13 protein-coding genes and 1 pseudogene are annotated in these 13,533 nt (G+C 68.8%); 6 read left to right on the top strand and 8 right to left on the bottom strand.

Annotated elements, in window-relative coordinates; genetic code table 11:
* Positions 1–101: 101 nt before the first annotated feature.
* Positions 102–440 (bottom strand): MerR family transcriptional regulator, encoded by a 339-nt coding sequence (locus ACQEVY_RS22010; RefSeq protein ID WP_328770113.1) that lies wholly within the window; start codon positions 438–440, stop codon positions 102–104.
* Between the two features lie 738 nt (positions 441–1,178).
* On the opposite strand from ACQEVY_RS22010, the gene ACQEVY_RS22005 reads away from it, so the two are divergent.
* Positions 1,179–1,553 carry a hypothetical protein gene (locus ACQEVY_RS22005; RefSeq protein ID WP_328770112.1) on the top strand — a complete coding sequence of 125 codons (375 nt, stop codon included), beginning with the start codon at positions 1,179–1,181 and terminating at the stop codon, positions 1,551–1,553.
* Positions 1,554–1,641: 88 nt separating this feature from the next.
* On the opposite strand, the gene ACQEVY_RS22000 is transcribed toward ACQEVY_RS22005, so the two are convergent.
* From ACQEVY_RS22000 to ACQEVY_RS21985, 4 genes are all read right to left on the bottom strand, one after another.
* Entirely contained in the window at positions 1,642–1,959 is a 318-nt protein-coding gene (locus ACQEVY_RS22000) for an SCO5918 family protein (protein ID WP_432951063.1), read from the bottom strand.
* A 153-nt stretch (positions 1,960–2,112) separates the two neighbouring features.
* Positions 2,113–3,654 (bottom strand): DEAD/DEAH box helicase, encoded by a 1,542-nt coding sequence (locus tag ACQEVY_RS21995; protein ID WP_432951061.1) that lies wholly within the window; start codon positions 3,652–3,654, stop codon positions 2,113–2,115.
* 383 nt (positions 3,655–4,037) lie between these two features.
* Entirely contained in the window at positions 4,038–4,241 is a 204-nt protein-coding gene (locus ACQEVY_RS21990; protein ID WP_004986771.1) for a cold-shock protein, read from the bottom strand.
* A 258-nt stretch (positions 4,242–4,499) separates the two neighbouring features.
* Entirely contained in the window at positions 4,500–6,062 is a 1,563-nt protein-coding gene (locus ACQEVY_RS21985; protein ID WP_432951059.1) for a serine hydrolase domain-containing protein, read from the bottom strand.
* 109 nt (positions 6,063–6,171) lie between these two features.
* Here ACQEVY_RS21985 and ACQEVY_RS21980 point away from each other — a divergent pair, with 109 nt between their 5' ends.
* From ACQEVY_RS21980 to ACQEVY_RS21970, 3 genes are all read left to right on the top strand, one after another.
* Positions 6,172–7,392: a sensor histidine kinase gene (locus tag ACQEVY_RS21980; protein WP_432951057.1), complete on the top strand. Its 1,221-nt coding sequence runs from the start codon at positions 6,172–6,174 to the stop codon at positions 7,390–7,392.
* Positions 7,383–8,030, top strand: coding sequence for a response regulator transcription factor (locus tag ACQEVY_RS21975; protein ID WP_432951054.1), 648 nt, complete (start codon positions 7,383–7,385; stop codon positions 8,028–8,030). The genes ACQEVY_RS21980 and ACQEVY_RS21975 overlap by 10 nt, the downstream gene beginning before the upstream one ends.
* A gap of 147 nt (positions 8,031–8,177) precedes the next feature.
* On the top strand, positions 8,178–8,618 hold the full coding sequence (locus tag ACQEVY_RS21970; RefSeq protein ID WP_432951052.1) for a VOC family protein: 441 nt from the start codon (positions 8,178–8,180) through the stop codon (positions 8,616–8,618).
* Positions 8,619–8,743: 125 nt separating this feature from the next.
* On the opposite strand, the gene ACQEVY_RS21965 is transcribed toward ACQEVY_RS21970, so the two are convergent.
* Both ACQEVY_RS21965 and ACQEVY_RS21960 read right to left on the bottom strand, forming a co-directional pair.
* Positions 8,744–10,447 (bottom strand): lysyl oxidase family protein, encoded by a 1,704-nt coding sequence (locus ACQEVY_RS21965; RefSeq protein WP_432951050.1) that lies wholly within the window; start codon positions 10,445–10,447, stop codon positions 8,744–8,746.
* A 285-nt stretch (positions 10,448–10,732) separates the two neighbouring features.
* Positions 10,733–11,568: pseudogene (locus tag ACQEVY_RS21960) on the bottom strand (hypothetical protein); the annotation flags it as partial.
* A 55-nt stretch (positions 11,569–11,623) separates the two neighbouring features.
* Between ACQEVY_RS21960 and ACQEVY_RS21955 the strand changes: the two are divergent.
* Both ACQEVY_RS21955 and ACQEVY_RS21950 read left to right on the top strand, forming a co-directional pair.
* Positions 11,624–12,502 (top strand): L-tyrosine/L-tryptophan isonitrile synthase family protein, encoded by an 879-nt coding sequence (locus ACQEVY_RS21955; RefSeq protein ID WP_432951048.1) that lies wholly within the window; start codon positions 11,624–11,626, stop codon positions 12,500–12,502.
* A gap of 156 nt (positions 12,503–12,658) precedes the next feature.
* Entirely contained in the window at positions 12,659–13,054 is a 396-nt protein-coding gene (locus ACQEVY_RS21950; protein ID WP_432951046.1) for a nuclear transport factor 2 family protein, read from the top strand.
* Positions 13,055–13,094: 40 nt separating this feature from the next.
* On the opposite strand, the gene ACQEVY_RS21945 is transcribed toward ACQEVY_RS21950, so the two are convergent.
* Positions 13,095–13,469, bottom strand: coding sequence for a winged helix-turn-helix transcriptional regulator (locus tag ACQEVY_RS21945; RefSeq protein WP_432951044.1), 375 nt, complete (start codon positions 13,467–13,469; stop codon positions 13,095–13,097).
* Between the last annotated feature and the right edge of the window lie 64 nt (positions 13,470–13,533).

The raw sequence follows: 13,533 nt of genomic DNA, 5'->3' as shown, positions 1-13,533 counted from the left end.
GCTCCAATACACGATCCAGCGCCGCAAGTTGCCACCCCGCCCGGGCCCGTCGCCCATAGGGAAGTGGGCCATGGCCGGGAAGTGGGCCTTGGCCGACGTACTCAGCTGGAGCTGTCGGACTCGTCCTTCGCGGCGCGGCGGTACTCGGCGTTGATGCGCTGTGCTTCCTCGAGTTGGTCCTCGAGGATGACGATGCGGCAGGCGGCCTCGATCGGGGTTCCCTGGTCGACGAGTTCGCGGGCGCGGGCGGCGATCCGCAGCTGGTAGCGGGAGTACCGGCGGTGCCCGCCTTCCGAGCGGAGCGGAGTGATCAGACGGGCCTCACCGATGGCCCGGAGGAAGCCGGGAGTGGTGCCGAGCATTTCGGCGGCCCGGCCCATGGTGTACGCGGGGTAGTCGTCGTCGTCCAGACGACCGCTGAGTGGAGTATCTGCTGTCATTTACACCTCGTTGTACGACGCGTCGAGGGGCCCTGGTGCCGTGCGGCACCAGGGCCCCGAAGGGATTGAACACCATCTGTCGGCCTTACTGCTCTGCCGACCTGCTGTTTCCGCTACCCGGCCCGGGAGAGGGCCGGAAATGCGGGGATCGCGGATTCGTGACCGGGGACCACCTTCCAATCCGGGTCTTGCGGTACCCGACCGGATGATGCTTCCCGGGCCGGGCGATCCTGATGGCGTCTGCTCCCTCCGTCCTTCCTCTGTTTGATGCGAACTGCTGGTGTTGCTGTCGGCGGCCCCTCAACCTGCGAGCCGCCCAGTGCGACTGCCAGTCCCGTCACCGTCCTGCGAACAACCTGGCTTCGGAACTCCACAGTCGCCCTGACCTGCGAACTTCATGTACCGCTGCCCGGCAGTTCGTGTCTGCCGGGCCTTCTTGACCGTGTCTACGAAAAGAACCTTAACTAGATCACCGGCCAATGTCTACTCCGGCGAGCATAGATTTCGGTGCTCTCGAGGCGTAGGTATGTTGCGCCGACTGACAGTGGCGGCTGACAGCGGCGACTGACAGTGGCGGCACGGTGGACCATGCGCTCCAGCGCCCGGGTCACCATCGCTCCAGCGCCCCGGTCCCCACCCGTCCGGTGCCCCGGCATCGCGTCGGCGCCGGAGATCCCGTACAAGGTCACGTACAGGAAATGGGCACAGAGGACCGGCCGCTGCATAAAATCGGCTCTCATGTCGAAACCTGACGACCTGCTCGCGGACATCGCCGCCAAGGTGGAGTCCGCGCAAAGCAATCAGATGTCGCTGACCGTGGTGGTGGGCGGAGCCGTCATCACCGGCCGGCTGGCGCCCGAAGCCGTGTGGAGGGAGCGCGTGTCGGAGGTGCTGAAGGACTCGGACCGGCTGGGCCAGTTCTCCGGTGTCTTCGATGCCGATCGGTCAGAGGACCGAACCGACCGCGGTGAGGCGCCCACACACCTGCACTTCCATCTCGCCCGGATCCTGCAGGGCAGTGTCGGGATTCCCGAGACGGGTGGAATGTACCGAGTCGCGATCAGCGACGTCAGTGCCTGGACCGTGGGCGACTTCAGCTACTCCGAACCGTAAGGCGCCCACGACGAGAGCCCTGCCGACGTGTGTCGGCAGGGCTCTCGTCGCTGCTGTGATGCTGCCGGCTTCCGCCGGTCCTCATGGCTCAGGAGGCGGGCGTACCCAGCAGGGCCGATGCGGCCTGCAGCGGTGTGAGGGCGGGTGCGGCCGGTGCGACCGGTGCGCTCTCCTCGCCGTTGCGGCAGGTGAAACCGAGGCGGCTCATGGCGCGGGTGACTTCCCCGCTGGTGAAGTCTCGGCGGTCCTGCCGGGTGATGACTTCGCCCACTTGCTTGACGGGATAGTGGCGGCGGCCGATGAGCACGGACTCACCCGTGATGGCCTCGGGCTTGATGCCCTTCATGGAGTCCACCACCTCTTGCTTGGTGAACTCGAACGGGAACCGGGCGATGACACAGCGCATGATGCCTCACAGGGATGGAGTACGAGTACGGGGCTGACCGGCCGGCTGACGCGGGTCAGCGGGAGCGGGCGAGCACGCCCAGTGGTCCACCGGCGACGAGAACGTCCCGTAGACCGACCCGGTCCGTGTACGTGGAGCGTGGAGCTGTCGGTTCTAGGCCGCCGGGTTGGAGGCGGGCGGCCGCTGTGCCGTGCGGCGTGCAGCCTCGCCGGTGGGCCGGCCCTGGGCGGGGCGGCCGCGGCGGCGGCCCCGGGACGGGGACGAGGAAGAGGCGCCGCGCCGGGGGCGTTCCGCGACCGGCACGGTGATGGTGACAGGGATGCCCGAGGGGGCCTGAGCGCCTGTGATGCGGGTCAACTCCGCTTCACCCGAGTTCACTTGGGTTGTCTGCGGGGTGATGCCGGCGGCGGCCATCAGCCGGCTCATGTCGCGGCGCTGGTTGGGGGTCACCAGGGTGACCACGCTGCCGGACTCGCCCGCGCGTGCCGTACGGCCGCCACGGTGCAGATAGTCCTTGTGGTCGCTGGGCGGATCGACGTTCACGACCAGGTCGAGGTTGTCGACGTGGATTCCGCGTGCCGCGACATTGGTCGCCACCAGCACCGTCACGTGCCCGGCCTTGAACCGGTCCAGGGTCCGGGTGCGCTGCGGCTGGGACTTGCCGCCGTGCAGGGCGCCGGCGCGTACGCCGCTGTTCAGCAGATGCTCGGTCAGCCGGTCCACCGCGTGCTTGGTGTCCAGGAACATGAGCACCCGGCCCTCGCGTGCCGCGATCTCGGTGGTCGTACGGTGCTTGTCCGCGCCGCGAACGTGGAGTACGTGATGCTCCATGGTCGTGACCGCACCCGCGGACGGGTCGACGGAGTGGACCACCGGGTCGTGCAGATAGCGGCGGACCAGCAGGTCGACGTTACGGTCCAGGGTGGCCGAGAAGAGCATCCGCTGACCCTCGGGACGCACTTGGTCGAGCAGCGCGGTGACCTGGGGCATGAAGCCCATGTCGGTCATCTGGTCGGCCTCGTCGAGGACGGTGATGGCGACGCGGTCGAGCCGGCAGTCGCCGCGGTCGATGAGGTCCTTGAGCCGGCCCGGCGTGGCGACGACGACCTCCGCACCGCCCCGCAGTGCTCCGGCCTGCCTGCCGATCGACATCCCGCCGACCACGGTGGTCAGCCGCAGCCGCAGAGCTCGGGCGTACGGAGTGAGCGCGTCGGTAACCTGTTGGGCGAGCTCGCGGGTGGGTACGAGGACGAGGGCCAGCGGCTGCCGGGGTTCGGCGCGCTGACCGGCCGTACGAGCGAGAACCGCGAGGCCGAAGGCGAGCGTCTTGCCCGAACCGGTGCGGCCACGGCCGAGTACGTCGCGGCCCGCGAGGGAGTTCGGCAGAGTCGCCGCCTGGATCGGGAACGGTGCGGTCACGCCTTCGTGGCCAAGCGCGGCCAGCAACGGCGCAGGCATGGCGAGTTCGGCGAACGTCTCGACGGCGCCGAGCGCGGGGGTGATCGTCTTCGGCAGCGCGAACTCACCCTGAGGCGCGGCCGGTCGACGTCCGTACCCTTCGGAACGGCGCGGAGCACCGGAGCGGCCGGGGACTGCGCTTCCGGCCCCGGCGCCGTAGCGGCTGCCGCCCCTCTTGGAGCCGGAACCTCCGGCGCGAGTGCGGGCGAAGCGGTCGTTTGTACGGGTGCGGTTCATGCGGAACCTTCCTTGATATGGCACGAATCAAGGAATTCCCGCAGCAAATGAGCAGCGCAGAGAATCGCGAGAACGAGCCGATGGCAATGCGGGATCGGATGGGATCCCGAAGGGAATGTGCGGGGAATGCGTGGTGAATGCCCAGGGGCGGACACTCGTGGGATTGTCTCTCACGAGAACAGTGAGATCCCGGCAACAGGGGATGCAGCAAGGAATGCGGCAAGGAACGCAGCAGGGGATCAATGGGGCCATGCCCCCTGGATCACGCTGCGGCTGAAAGTGCGAGGGGAGGACGGCCTGGCAGATGGCCCACGCCCCGAAAATCGATCAGCTGGGGCCCGCACCCCAAGGTGCGGGCCCCAGCTGCGAAGTACGTATCAGCGTCAGGCGGGAACGATGTTCTCGGCCGTCGGGCCCTTCTGGCCCTGCGCGATGTCGAAGGACACCTTCTGGCCTTCCAACAGCTCACGGAAGCCCTGAGCGGCGATGTTCGAGTAGTGAGCGAAGACGTCGGCGCCGCCGCCGTCCTGCTCGATGAAGCCGAAGCCCTTTTCCGCGTTGAACCACTTCACGGTGCCGGTAGCCATATTGAATCTCCTTTGGGGCGGTGTTCGGAGTCCACACCGTGCGGACTCCGCGTCGTCGCGATGCTCACCCCGCCGGAAATTAACCGGAGATGTAAGGAGCTCCGCCAGCGTATAAAACCGGCGAGAACACTCCCAAGCGTTCGGGAACCACAACTGCAACTGGGATCGACAGTATCACGGTGCGATCGACGGTGTGCCCTGAGTAATTCTGTTCCGCCTACCGAGTGAGGAATCTTCATCGAGCGTGGCGTCTATTTCTCATTTCGCCACCACAGATATTGCCTGTTGGCGGCAGCGGAACAAGGCGAGAGCCCGGGCGATGACGACGGTGGAGGAGGCGAGGCCCCCGGCTGCCGCGCAAACGACAAGGGCTGGCCAGGCGTAGGTGGTCTGCGCCAAGGTCCCGGAGCGGTGCATCAACAAGCCGAGCAGCGAGGCAAGTTGAGTGAGGAAGAGGAGCGGGAGCGTCTGGGGCAGTAGCCGCAGCGCCGTACGCCACCATGGTCGCCGTGCGGAGCGCCGCGCCCATCGGGATGCGCGCAGGACACCCCGGATGCCGAGGCCCGCCGCCAGCAGAGTCAGAGCCGCCAGGACCCAGTCGGCCGTCATCGAGAAGGGCTTGGCCACCTCGGGTTTCTTGCCCCGCGCGAGGTCGACGAGGCCCTGCGAGATCTGGGCGGCGTCGTCCCCGGAGATCAGGCCGGTATTGGTGACGACCGCGATGCCGATCCGGCTGTCGGGCAGCAGTGTGGCCATGGAGTTGTGGGTCAGGAGTTGGCCGCTGTGCTGGATCTGCTCGGGCCCGTCACCCTGCCGATTCCGCCGCCAACCCATCCCGTAGTCCGTGTCTTTCGGCGCCTTCGGTGGGGTGTGCGTGAGCTCGATGGTGCGTGCGGTGGCGATACGGCGATCCTCGGCGGACACGCCCTGGTTGTTCTGGGCGATGAGCCACCGGGAGAGGTCGTCGGCCGTGGTGACGACACCGTGGCCGCCCGCGGTGAACCAGCGCGGGTGCGGACGGGAGAACACGGTGCCGTAGGCGCGGACGTAGCCCCGCGCCCGGTCGGGCATCTCGGTGGTCGTGTCGACGGAGGCGGTGTGCGTCATGCGCAGCGGATCGAAGAGATTGGCGGAGAGGTAGTCGGCGAAGGGCTGTCCGCTGACCACCTCGACCAGGCGTGCCGCGACGAAGTAGTTGGGGTTGTGGTAGCGGTACCGGGTTCCTGGCGCGGCGGCGAGGGGCGCCTCGCGCATCGCGGCGACGGCCTCTTTGAGGGTGTGCGGCTGGGCGCGGGTCAGATCCGGGTAGGCGGAGTCGGCCATACCGGAGGTCTGGGTCAGGACCTGCCGGACGGTGATCTCCCGGGAACGCCGGTCGGCCAGGGTGAACTCGGGCAGATAGCGGTGCACAGGCTGGTCCAGGTCGACTTTGCCCGCCTCGACCAGTTGCATGACGGCGAGTGCGGTCATGGACTTCGAGAGTGACGCCACGGGCAGGCGCGTCCGCTCCGTCATGGCCTGTCCGGACGCGGTGTGCCCGTACCCCGCGGTGTGAACGACCCGGTCGCCCTTGGTCACGGCAACCACGGCGCCCGGCAGTCGGGTCTGCTCCAGGTAGTCGCGTACGAATCGGTCGATCGAGGCCGGATCCAGGGCGGCGTACGACCCCGAGGCGGCGGTGGACTCCAGGGCGACGGTGGACCGCGGGGCCGAGGAGGCCGTTGCGGCCGGTACGGCGGTGGCCGCGACCGCGATGCCGAGCGCGGCCAGCACGGTGCCGAGTCTGCGACGGATGCCGGTAGGGACGGTGATCAGCTTCATGCAGGCCAGTGCACCGGTCCATCGCCTGCCGACGCACTGGCGCGCACGCGAGTTCAGAGGTAGTGCATGCACTACTGCCCCAAGATCCCCGGCTCGGTACGTTCGAGGGATGCGACATCGGACCGCCTGGCAGGCGCTCGGTCAGAACCCGCTGAAGGTGCTCGGCTCCAGCTGGCCCTGGCGGTCCTTCGCCTATCTGCTGTCCGGTGTGGTCTTCGGTGCCGTTGCCGGCGCGGTCCTCGTGGTGGCGCTGGTCGCAGGGGTCGTATCGCTGGTGGTGTTGGTGGGCGTGCCGATCCTGCTCGGTGTGGCGCTGTCCGGTGTCGCCGTCACCCGCTTGGAGCGGTGGCGCCTGCGCCTGGTGGACCTCGACCCGGTGCCGGACCCGCACCGGGCCCCCGAAGGCTCGGGACTCGTCGGATGGGTACGAACCCGGCTGCGAGAGCCCGCGACCTGGCGTGAGCTGGGCTTCACCGCGGTGTCGGCGACCGCTCTGTGGTGGATGGACTTCCTCGTCCTGGGCTTCGCCCTGGTCGTCCCCGTACTGGTGATCATGTCGCCCCTCGACGACCCCGGAGCCTGGCCGCTGGTGATCGTCGGCCTCTGCCTGCTCGCCGCCGCGCCGTACACCATCACCGCCTGGGCCGGCGCCAGAGCGGCCGTCACCCGTCTCATGCTGGCGCCGCGCGACAGCGAACTGGGCCGTGAGCTCACCGACGTACGGGCCTCCAGGGTGCGGCTGGTCGATGCCTTCGACGCGGAGCGGCGCCGGATCGAGCGGGACCTTCACGACGGGGCGCAGCAGCGGCTGGTCTCCCTGAACGTGATGCTCGGCCTGGCCGCCCTCGACACCGAGCCGGACTCACCCATGGCCGGCCAGCTCGCCAAGGCACAGGAACAAGTGGCGCTCGCTGTCGACGAGTTGCGTGAGCTCAGTCGCGGCGTCCACCCGAAGGCCCTCACCGACCACGGTCTGGCCGCCGCGGTCGAGAACCTGGCGGGGCGCTCCGTACTGCCCGTCACGGTCGACATCCGCCTGCCTCGTCGTCTGCCGCTCTCCGTGGAGACAGCGGCGTACTTCGTGATCGCCGAGGCTCTGACCAACGCCGTCAAGCACAGCCAGGCAACCCGAGTCGAGGTGCACGCCCGCCTGCACACCGACGTGCTGGACCTGTCCGTCAGCGACGACGGCATCGGCGGCGCCACACCGGAGGCGGGCACCGGACTCGTCGGCCTGGCCGACCGCGTCGCCGTGGCGGACGGCAGACTCCGCATCTCCAGCCCTCAGGGCGGGCCTACCCTGATGCACGTGGAGCTGCCGTGCCATTGACCGTCGTACTCGCCGAGGACTCCCCGCTGATGCGGGACGGCCTGGTCGGCGTGCTCACCCGCTTCGGCCACCAGGTGCTCGCCGCCGTCGGCGACGCGGACGCCCTGATCGCGGCGGTCCGGGAACACGCTCCCGACATCGTCGTCACCGACGTGCGCATGCCACCGGACAACACCGACGACGGCCTGCGCGCCGCCGTCGCCCTGCGCCAGGAACGCCCCAGCCTGCCGGTCCTGGTGCTCAGCCAGTACATCGAGCAGTCCTACGCTGCCCATCTGCTCGACCTGGGCAGCGACACCGGGGTCGGTTACCTGCTCAAGGACCGCGTCAGCGCCGTCAGCGAGTTCGTCGCCGCGGTCGCCCAGGTCGCCGCGGGCGCGACGGTCGTGGATCCCGAGGTGGTCCGCCAACTCCTCAACCGCCGCCGCGATCCCCTGCAACGCCTCACCCCCCGAGAGCGCGAGGTCCTCGCCCTGATGGCCGAGGGGCGCACCAACACCGCCATCGCTCGCGAGCTGTACGTCACCGAAGCAGCGGTCAACAAGCACGTCAGCAACATCCTCCAGAAACTCGAGCTCCACCTCGACGGCCACGGCCACCGCCGCGTCCTCGCCGTCCTCACCTACCTCCGCGGATGACCGGCGACGAGCGGTCCAGATTTCTCCGAGTTCGGCGGTCTGCGGATGTCGAGAACGTGCCACCGGCTCCGTCCCAGGGACATCAGTGGCCACCACCGGCCGTACGAGGATGAGCACGCGGAAGAAGCGGAAGAAGGGGAAGCCAGCATGGGGATTCAGCGGATGGACAACGTCGGCATCGTCGTCGGGGACATGGATGCCGCCGTCGCGTTCTTCGTGGAACTCGGTATGGAGCTGGAGGGCAGGGGGGAGGTCGAGGGCCCCGTCGCCGACCAGTGCACCGGACTCGACGGCGTCCGTTGTGACATTGCGATGCTCCGGACCCCGGACGGTCACAGTCGGCTCGAGTTGGCGAAGTACCGCAGCCCCGCGGTGATCAGCGCCGGGCCGCGCAACCGGCCGCACAACATTCTGGGCACGCACCGCGTCATGTTCGCCGTCGACGACATCGAGGACACCGTCGCCCGCCTGCGCCCTCACGGCGCCGAACTCGTCGGCGAGATCGCCAAGTTCGAGGACAGCTACCTGCTCTGCTACCTCCGCGGCCCGGAGGGCATCATCGTCGGACTGGCCGAGCAACTGCGCTGAGAAGGGATCCGATCCCCTGTGGGTCTGTTGCTCATCTGCGAGAGCCGCGCTGACCACCGGGACGCGGTGCCGGTGCCCCTGAGGCCCGCGCCGGAGCGACGGGTCTCAGGAGCACCGCGGACTCCTTACGGGGCGTCGATCAGATCGTGCGGCGGCACGGTCACCGAGCGGGCGCCCGGCTCACCGCTCAGGACGACCTTGCGCAGCGCGACGTTGTTGCCGGTGTTCGTCTCCTTCAGGCGCTTCTCCGGGTTGGCGATGACCTGGATGTAGTACGTGCCGTTCGGCACGTCGCTGATGTCGAAGGACTGCCCGGGAATGTCCTGGGTGTACGTGTCACCGGAGCCGACGTCGAGGACCTCCCGTACGGAGATGGAGTTCTCCTCGCCGCAGGCGGTCGACAGATCGGTGTTGAACGGCTTCCAGTTGGCGTTCTTCACCGTGTAGTCGACCGCGTCGGTGTTGGCCAGGCAGAACGCCTCCTTGCCGCTGCGGATCTCCTTCGTCTGGTCCGCGCTGAGCAGGCGGTAGCTGGCGAAGTCGGTGAAGTGCCAGTGATCGTGGCCCTCGCGCGGGTCCCACTCCATGGTGCCGGTGGGGGTGTAGCCGACCTGCTTGCCGGCCGCGTCGTAGAAGTACTGGTAGGCGTCCATCAGGTCCTTGCCGGGGCTGCGGAAGCCGTCCACCACGAGGGTGGCGGGGCCCGCGTTCCAGACGTTGGCGCTGAAGGCGAGGTAGTCCTTGCCGGCCACGTCGCCGTCCGCACCGTCGCTGATGGCGATGTTGAAGGCGGGCAGGGACCGCAGGTCGGGCTTGGGCACGTCGGCCGGGACGCTCGCCCGGCCGGTGGGCCGCTTGGTGGCCGGCTTCAGTGCGGGCGCGATGCGGGAGCCGTCGGTGTGGCCGGGTCCGTCGCCCAAGTGGTGGGCCAGGCCCCGGTCCTCGAGGGCGTGCGAGAGGGCGCCCGGGGTGGGGGCGTCGGGGCCGTGGTGGCCCGCGTGGCCGGCGGCCTCATGCCCGGAGTGGCCAGCAGCCTGATGCCCGGAGTGGCCGGAGCGGGCGGTCAGTCCCACGCCGCCGCCCCCGTCGTTCTCCTCACGCACCGTCACCTTGACCGTCGGCTGGTCGTCGGGGATGCCGAACAGGTCCCGGTACTTCTTCGCCACCCGCACCTTCGCCGTGTACTCACCGACCGGCAGGTCCACCGGCTCGTCGTAGCCGTAGGCACTGGAGTTGGACGCCCAGCCCCTCTCCACGCCCCACACCGAGCCCAGCGTGAACGGGTTGACCGGGCAGCTGTGCGGATAGTGGGAGGTCGCCGCGCCGTCGGGGCGGATACGGCCGGAGGCGTTGTTCGGGCAGAAGCTGCCCTTGGTCTTGGCCACCTCCTGGCCGGCCGCGTCCTTGAAAGACACCTCCAGGAAGCCGGGCAGCCCGGAGAAGTCCTTCACCAGGCCGGCGGGGAGGGTCTTGGTCGTGGTCTTCGTGCCGTCGCGCAGGATCTGCTGGGCGACTATGGGGTCCTTGTACGACTTGCGCTTGACCTTGATCTCCAGCGGCGCGTTGTCGACGGTGACGTACGTCCCCAGGTCCAGGCTGACGCCGGTCTCCCCCTCCCACTCCCAGCGTTCGGCTGTCACCGCGTTCGACGCGGCGATCAGCTTGAGCTTCGGCTTGCCTGCCGTGCCCTCCTCGGCCGCCCCGGCTCCGGGAGCGGCTCCCGCCCCGGTGACGACGACGGTGAGCGCGGCGCCTGCGGCTAACGCCGAACGCTGCAGGCGACTGCGGTGCTGCTGTCTGGTCATCTGGTCCTCATCTGTGAGCGCCATGATCAAGTCTGTGAGCACCCTGTGAGAGAGGTGAAAAGGGCTTATGGGTTGCCTGTTGACGAAGAACTCAATTCAGAAGATCAGGCGGGACCTGGGGATTCGGCCTGAAATCCCCGGCGGTTGGGACGTACCGCAGGCGGTTGCGGCGTACCGCACAGAGGCGTACGGAACTCGCTCCTTGGGTGAGCCGACTCCTGTATCGGTACGGCCGTAGGGATCCCGCCGTGATCCCCGTGTCCGAGCCGTCCGAGCAAGGTCAGGAGGCCGGTGATGGAAGAACCGTTCCTAGGGGCTGAGCGGGAGTGAGCCCTGCTGCCAGGCCCCATGCTCAGCCGAACGCCCCGAACGGTGTTGGGCGTTCTGGTTGCCCGCGTTCGCTCCGCACCCGGCGCCAACGGATTGCCAGTGCTGGGCGCCCCATTTCGAGGTGTACGCGGGGTCGACCGCGATGACGGCGATGGCGAGGGTGTCGGCCATCGGGGACAGCCGGGCCCGCAGTCTGCCGGTGGGCATGCCGGAGATCAGCTGCCGGAACCGCGTGCGGCGCCCGTGCTTCTCACGGGTCTTCTGGGCGGTGAAGTCCAGGTCTTCGACGGCGATCGCGGCCACGCCGCAGGACTTCGCCCAGTGCAGCAGCCGGGTCAGGGCGTGCCGGACCTGTGCGTCGCGGTGAGCGGCGGTGCCGGACAGGTCGTAGAAGAAGCGCCGGGGATGGCCGATGGGGTTGCCGTGCACGTCCAGGCGCCAGGCGGCCAGGTGGTCGGCGTTGGTGTCCACCGCGATCACCCCGTCGGCGAGGGCGGCCTCCAGCGGGATGATCCTGGTCGGCGGGGCCTGCCAGGCGGCGGTCACATACCAGCGGTCACATACCAGCGGTTGCGGGCCGGGTCGTAGTGGATGCGGTAGGCGACGGCCCGGTTGACCTCGACCCGGTCGGCCCACTCGGCGTGTCGGTGGGCGAAGCGAACCGTGCCGGCGAGGACGTACCGGCCGTGCGGCGCGTTCGCCAGGTCCTTCAGCGGAGCGGGCAGCTTGATGCTCAACCGGCCCTCCGGGGTGACACGCAGGGTCTCATTGCCGTACCGCCTGCCGGACTCGCCGTCCGCCTGCAGAAACCAGCGTTCGCCGCAGACGACCGCGCCGCACGCCCGCTCCACCAGCATCAGCGCCGCGATCGTGCGCCTGCTCCTGCCGTATCACCGCACCACCGACCACGCGCCCGCCCCCGCGGAGGCGTTCTGGCACCAGCGGAGTCGGATCAGCGACTTCGCACGCGAAGGGGAACCCGTCGTGTTCACCCTGCCCGGCTTCCCCTGCAAGTCCCCGAACCCCGCCAAGGTGCTCGGCCACCTCCCCGACCAGGGTGAGAGACTCTCCCTCACCTTTCTCCACAGCCTGTGCAGGGACATCGAGCAGATCTACGCACCAGGAGCCCGGGTCGTCATCTGCTCCGACGGACACGTCTTCGGCGACCTCATAGGTGTCCCCGACGACCACATAGACGCCTACTCGGACGAACTCCGCGCGGTCATACGGACGTTGGACCTGCACCCCCTGTCCGTCCTCGACCTGCGCGACGTCCTCGGCGACCTCCCCCACGACACCAAACGCGCCCGCGTCCACGACCAGTACGCCCCCACCCTGGAGGCCCTGCGCGCCGAGGTCCGCGCCAACGCCCCCACCCTCGCCCTGTACCGGGGCATCACCCGCTTCCTCCTCGACGACACCACCGACTTCACCGGAAGCCGCTCCGCCCTCCAGCGCGCATGCCGTAGACGCGCCTACGGCGTCATCCAGCGCAGCCGCGCCTGGGGCGACCTCATCGCCGAGCACCACCCCCGCGCCGTACGCCTGTCCATCCACCCTCAGCCCATCGGCGCCGCCAAGTTCGGCATCCGCCTCCTCGACGCACCCGACGCCTGGACCACCCCCTGGCACTCAGCCGCCCTACGCGATTCCGACGGCAGGTGGACGCTCATGCCCCGGGCGAGAGCGGAGCGGCTCGGCCGCCTGGTCCACCGGGACGGCAGACCGAGCCACTTCGAGAGGGGCTGACACACGCGCGCCGAAGCGGTGTGTGGCGTGCGTCACGTTGGCCCATTGGTTACGTTGAGGTGACTGGTTACTGATGGTGAGTATGGAGGTGGAGCAGGGCGAACCCGTAACAGTGAGTCGTATCGCCTCTACGTCAGGGGCGTAAGGAGTGTTGTCATGACCAGCAAGAACGTCGACATCGCGAGTGAGTACTTCCAGGCCGTGCAGAAGGGCGACCTGGCCAAGGTGGGCGAGCTCCTGGCCGAGGAGATCGTGTGGCATCAGCCGGGCGCCAACCGGTTCTCCGGTGAGTACAAGGGGCGCGACGCCGTCTTCGCGATGCTCGGCGGGATGATGGAGGCCAGCCAGGGCTCCTTCGCCATCGACACGGTCCACACCCTGATGGGCAACGGCGACATGGTGGCCGCCTCCATCCACTTCGCCGGCGAGCGCGAGGACGCCTCCATGGGCATGGACGGCGTGGATGTCCTGCGCCTCAAGGACGGCAAGATCGTCGAGATGTGGCTGTTCTCCGGCGACCAGGTCGCCGAGGACGCCTTCTGGGGACAGTAGGCCGCCCGCATCCCGCCGCCCACTCACCTCTGGTGACCGGTCACGGTCGCCGGCGGGCGTCGTAACTCTCGCGCGCCGCGAGTACCTCGGTGATGTGGTCCTCGGCCCAACTGCCCAATGCCTGAAGCGGGGCGTGCAGGGTGCGACCCAGTTCCGTGAGTTCGTACTCGACCCTGGGCGGGACCTCCGCGTACACGTGCCGGGTGACGAGTCCGTCCCGTTCCAGGTCCCGGAGGGTCTCGGTGAGGACCTTGGCGCTGATGCCGTCGACGGTGGCGCGCAGCTCGCGGAAGCGCATGCGCCCGGAACTGAGGGCGATGACCACCATGGCCGTCCACTTGTTGGCGATGCGAACGAGTGAGGTGCGGGACGGGCAGGTCGCCGTCATGACGTCGAAGGCCGGCAGCTGTGGCATGCGGGACATCCCCTCATCGGTTACGAGAAGGCGACTGGTTACCGGTGGTGAGTGTAGGGCCCCA

The organism is Streptomyces sp. CA-288835 (assembly GCF_050936385.1).
GTDB lineage: Bacteria > Actinomycetota > Actinomycetes > Streptomycetales > Streptomycetaceae > Streptomyces.
This window is presented reverse-complemented; position numbering and strand designations above follow the sequence as displayed.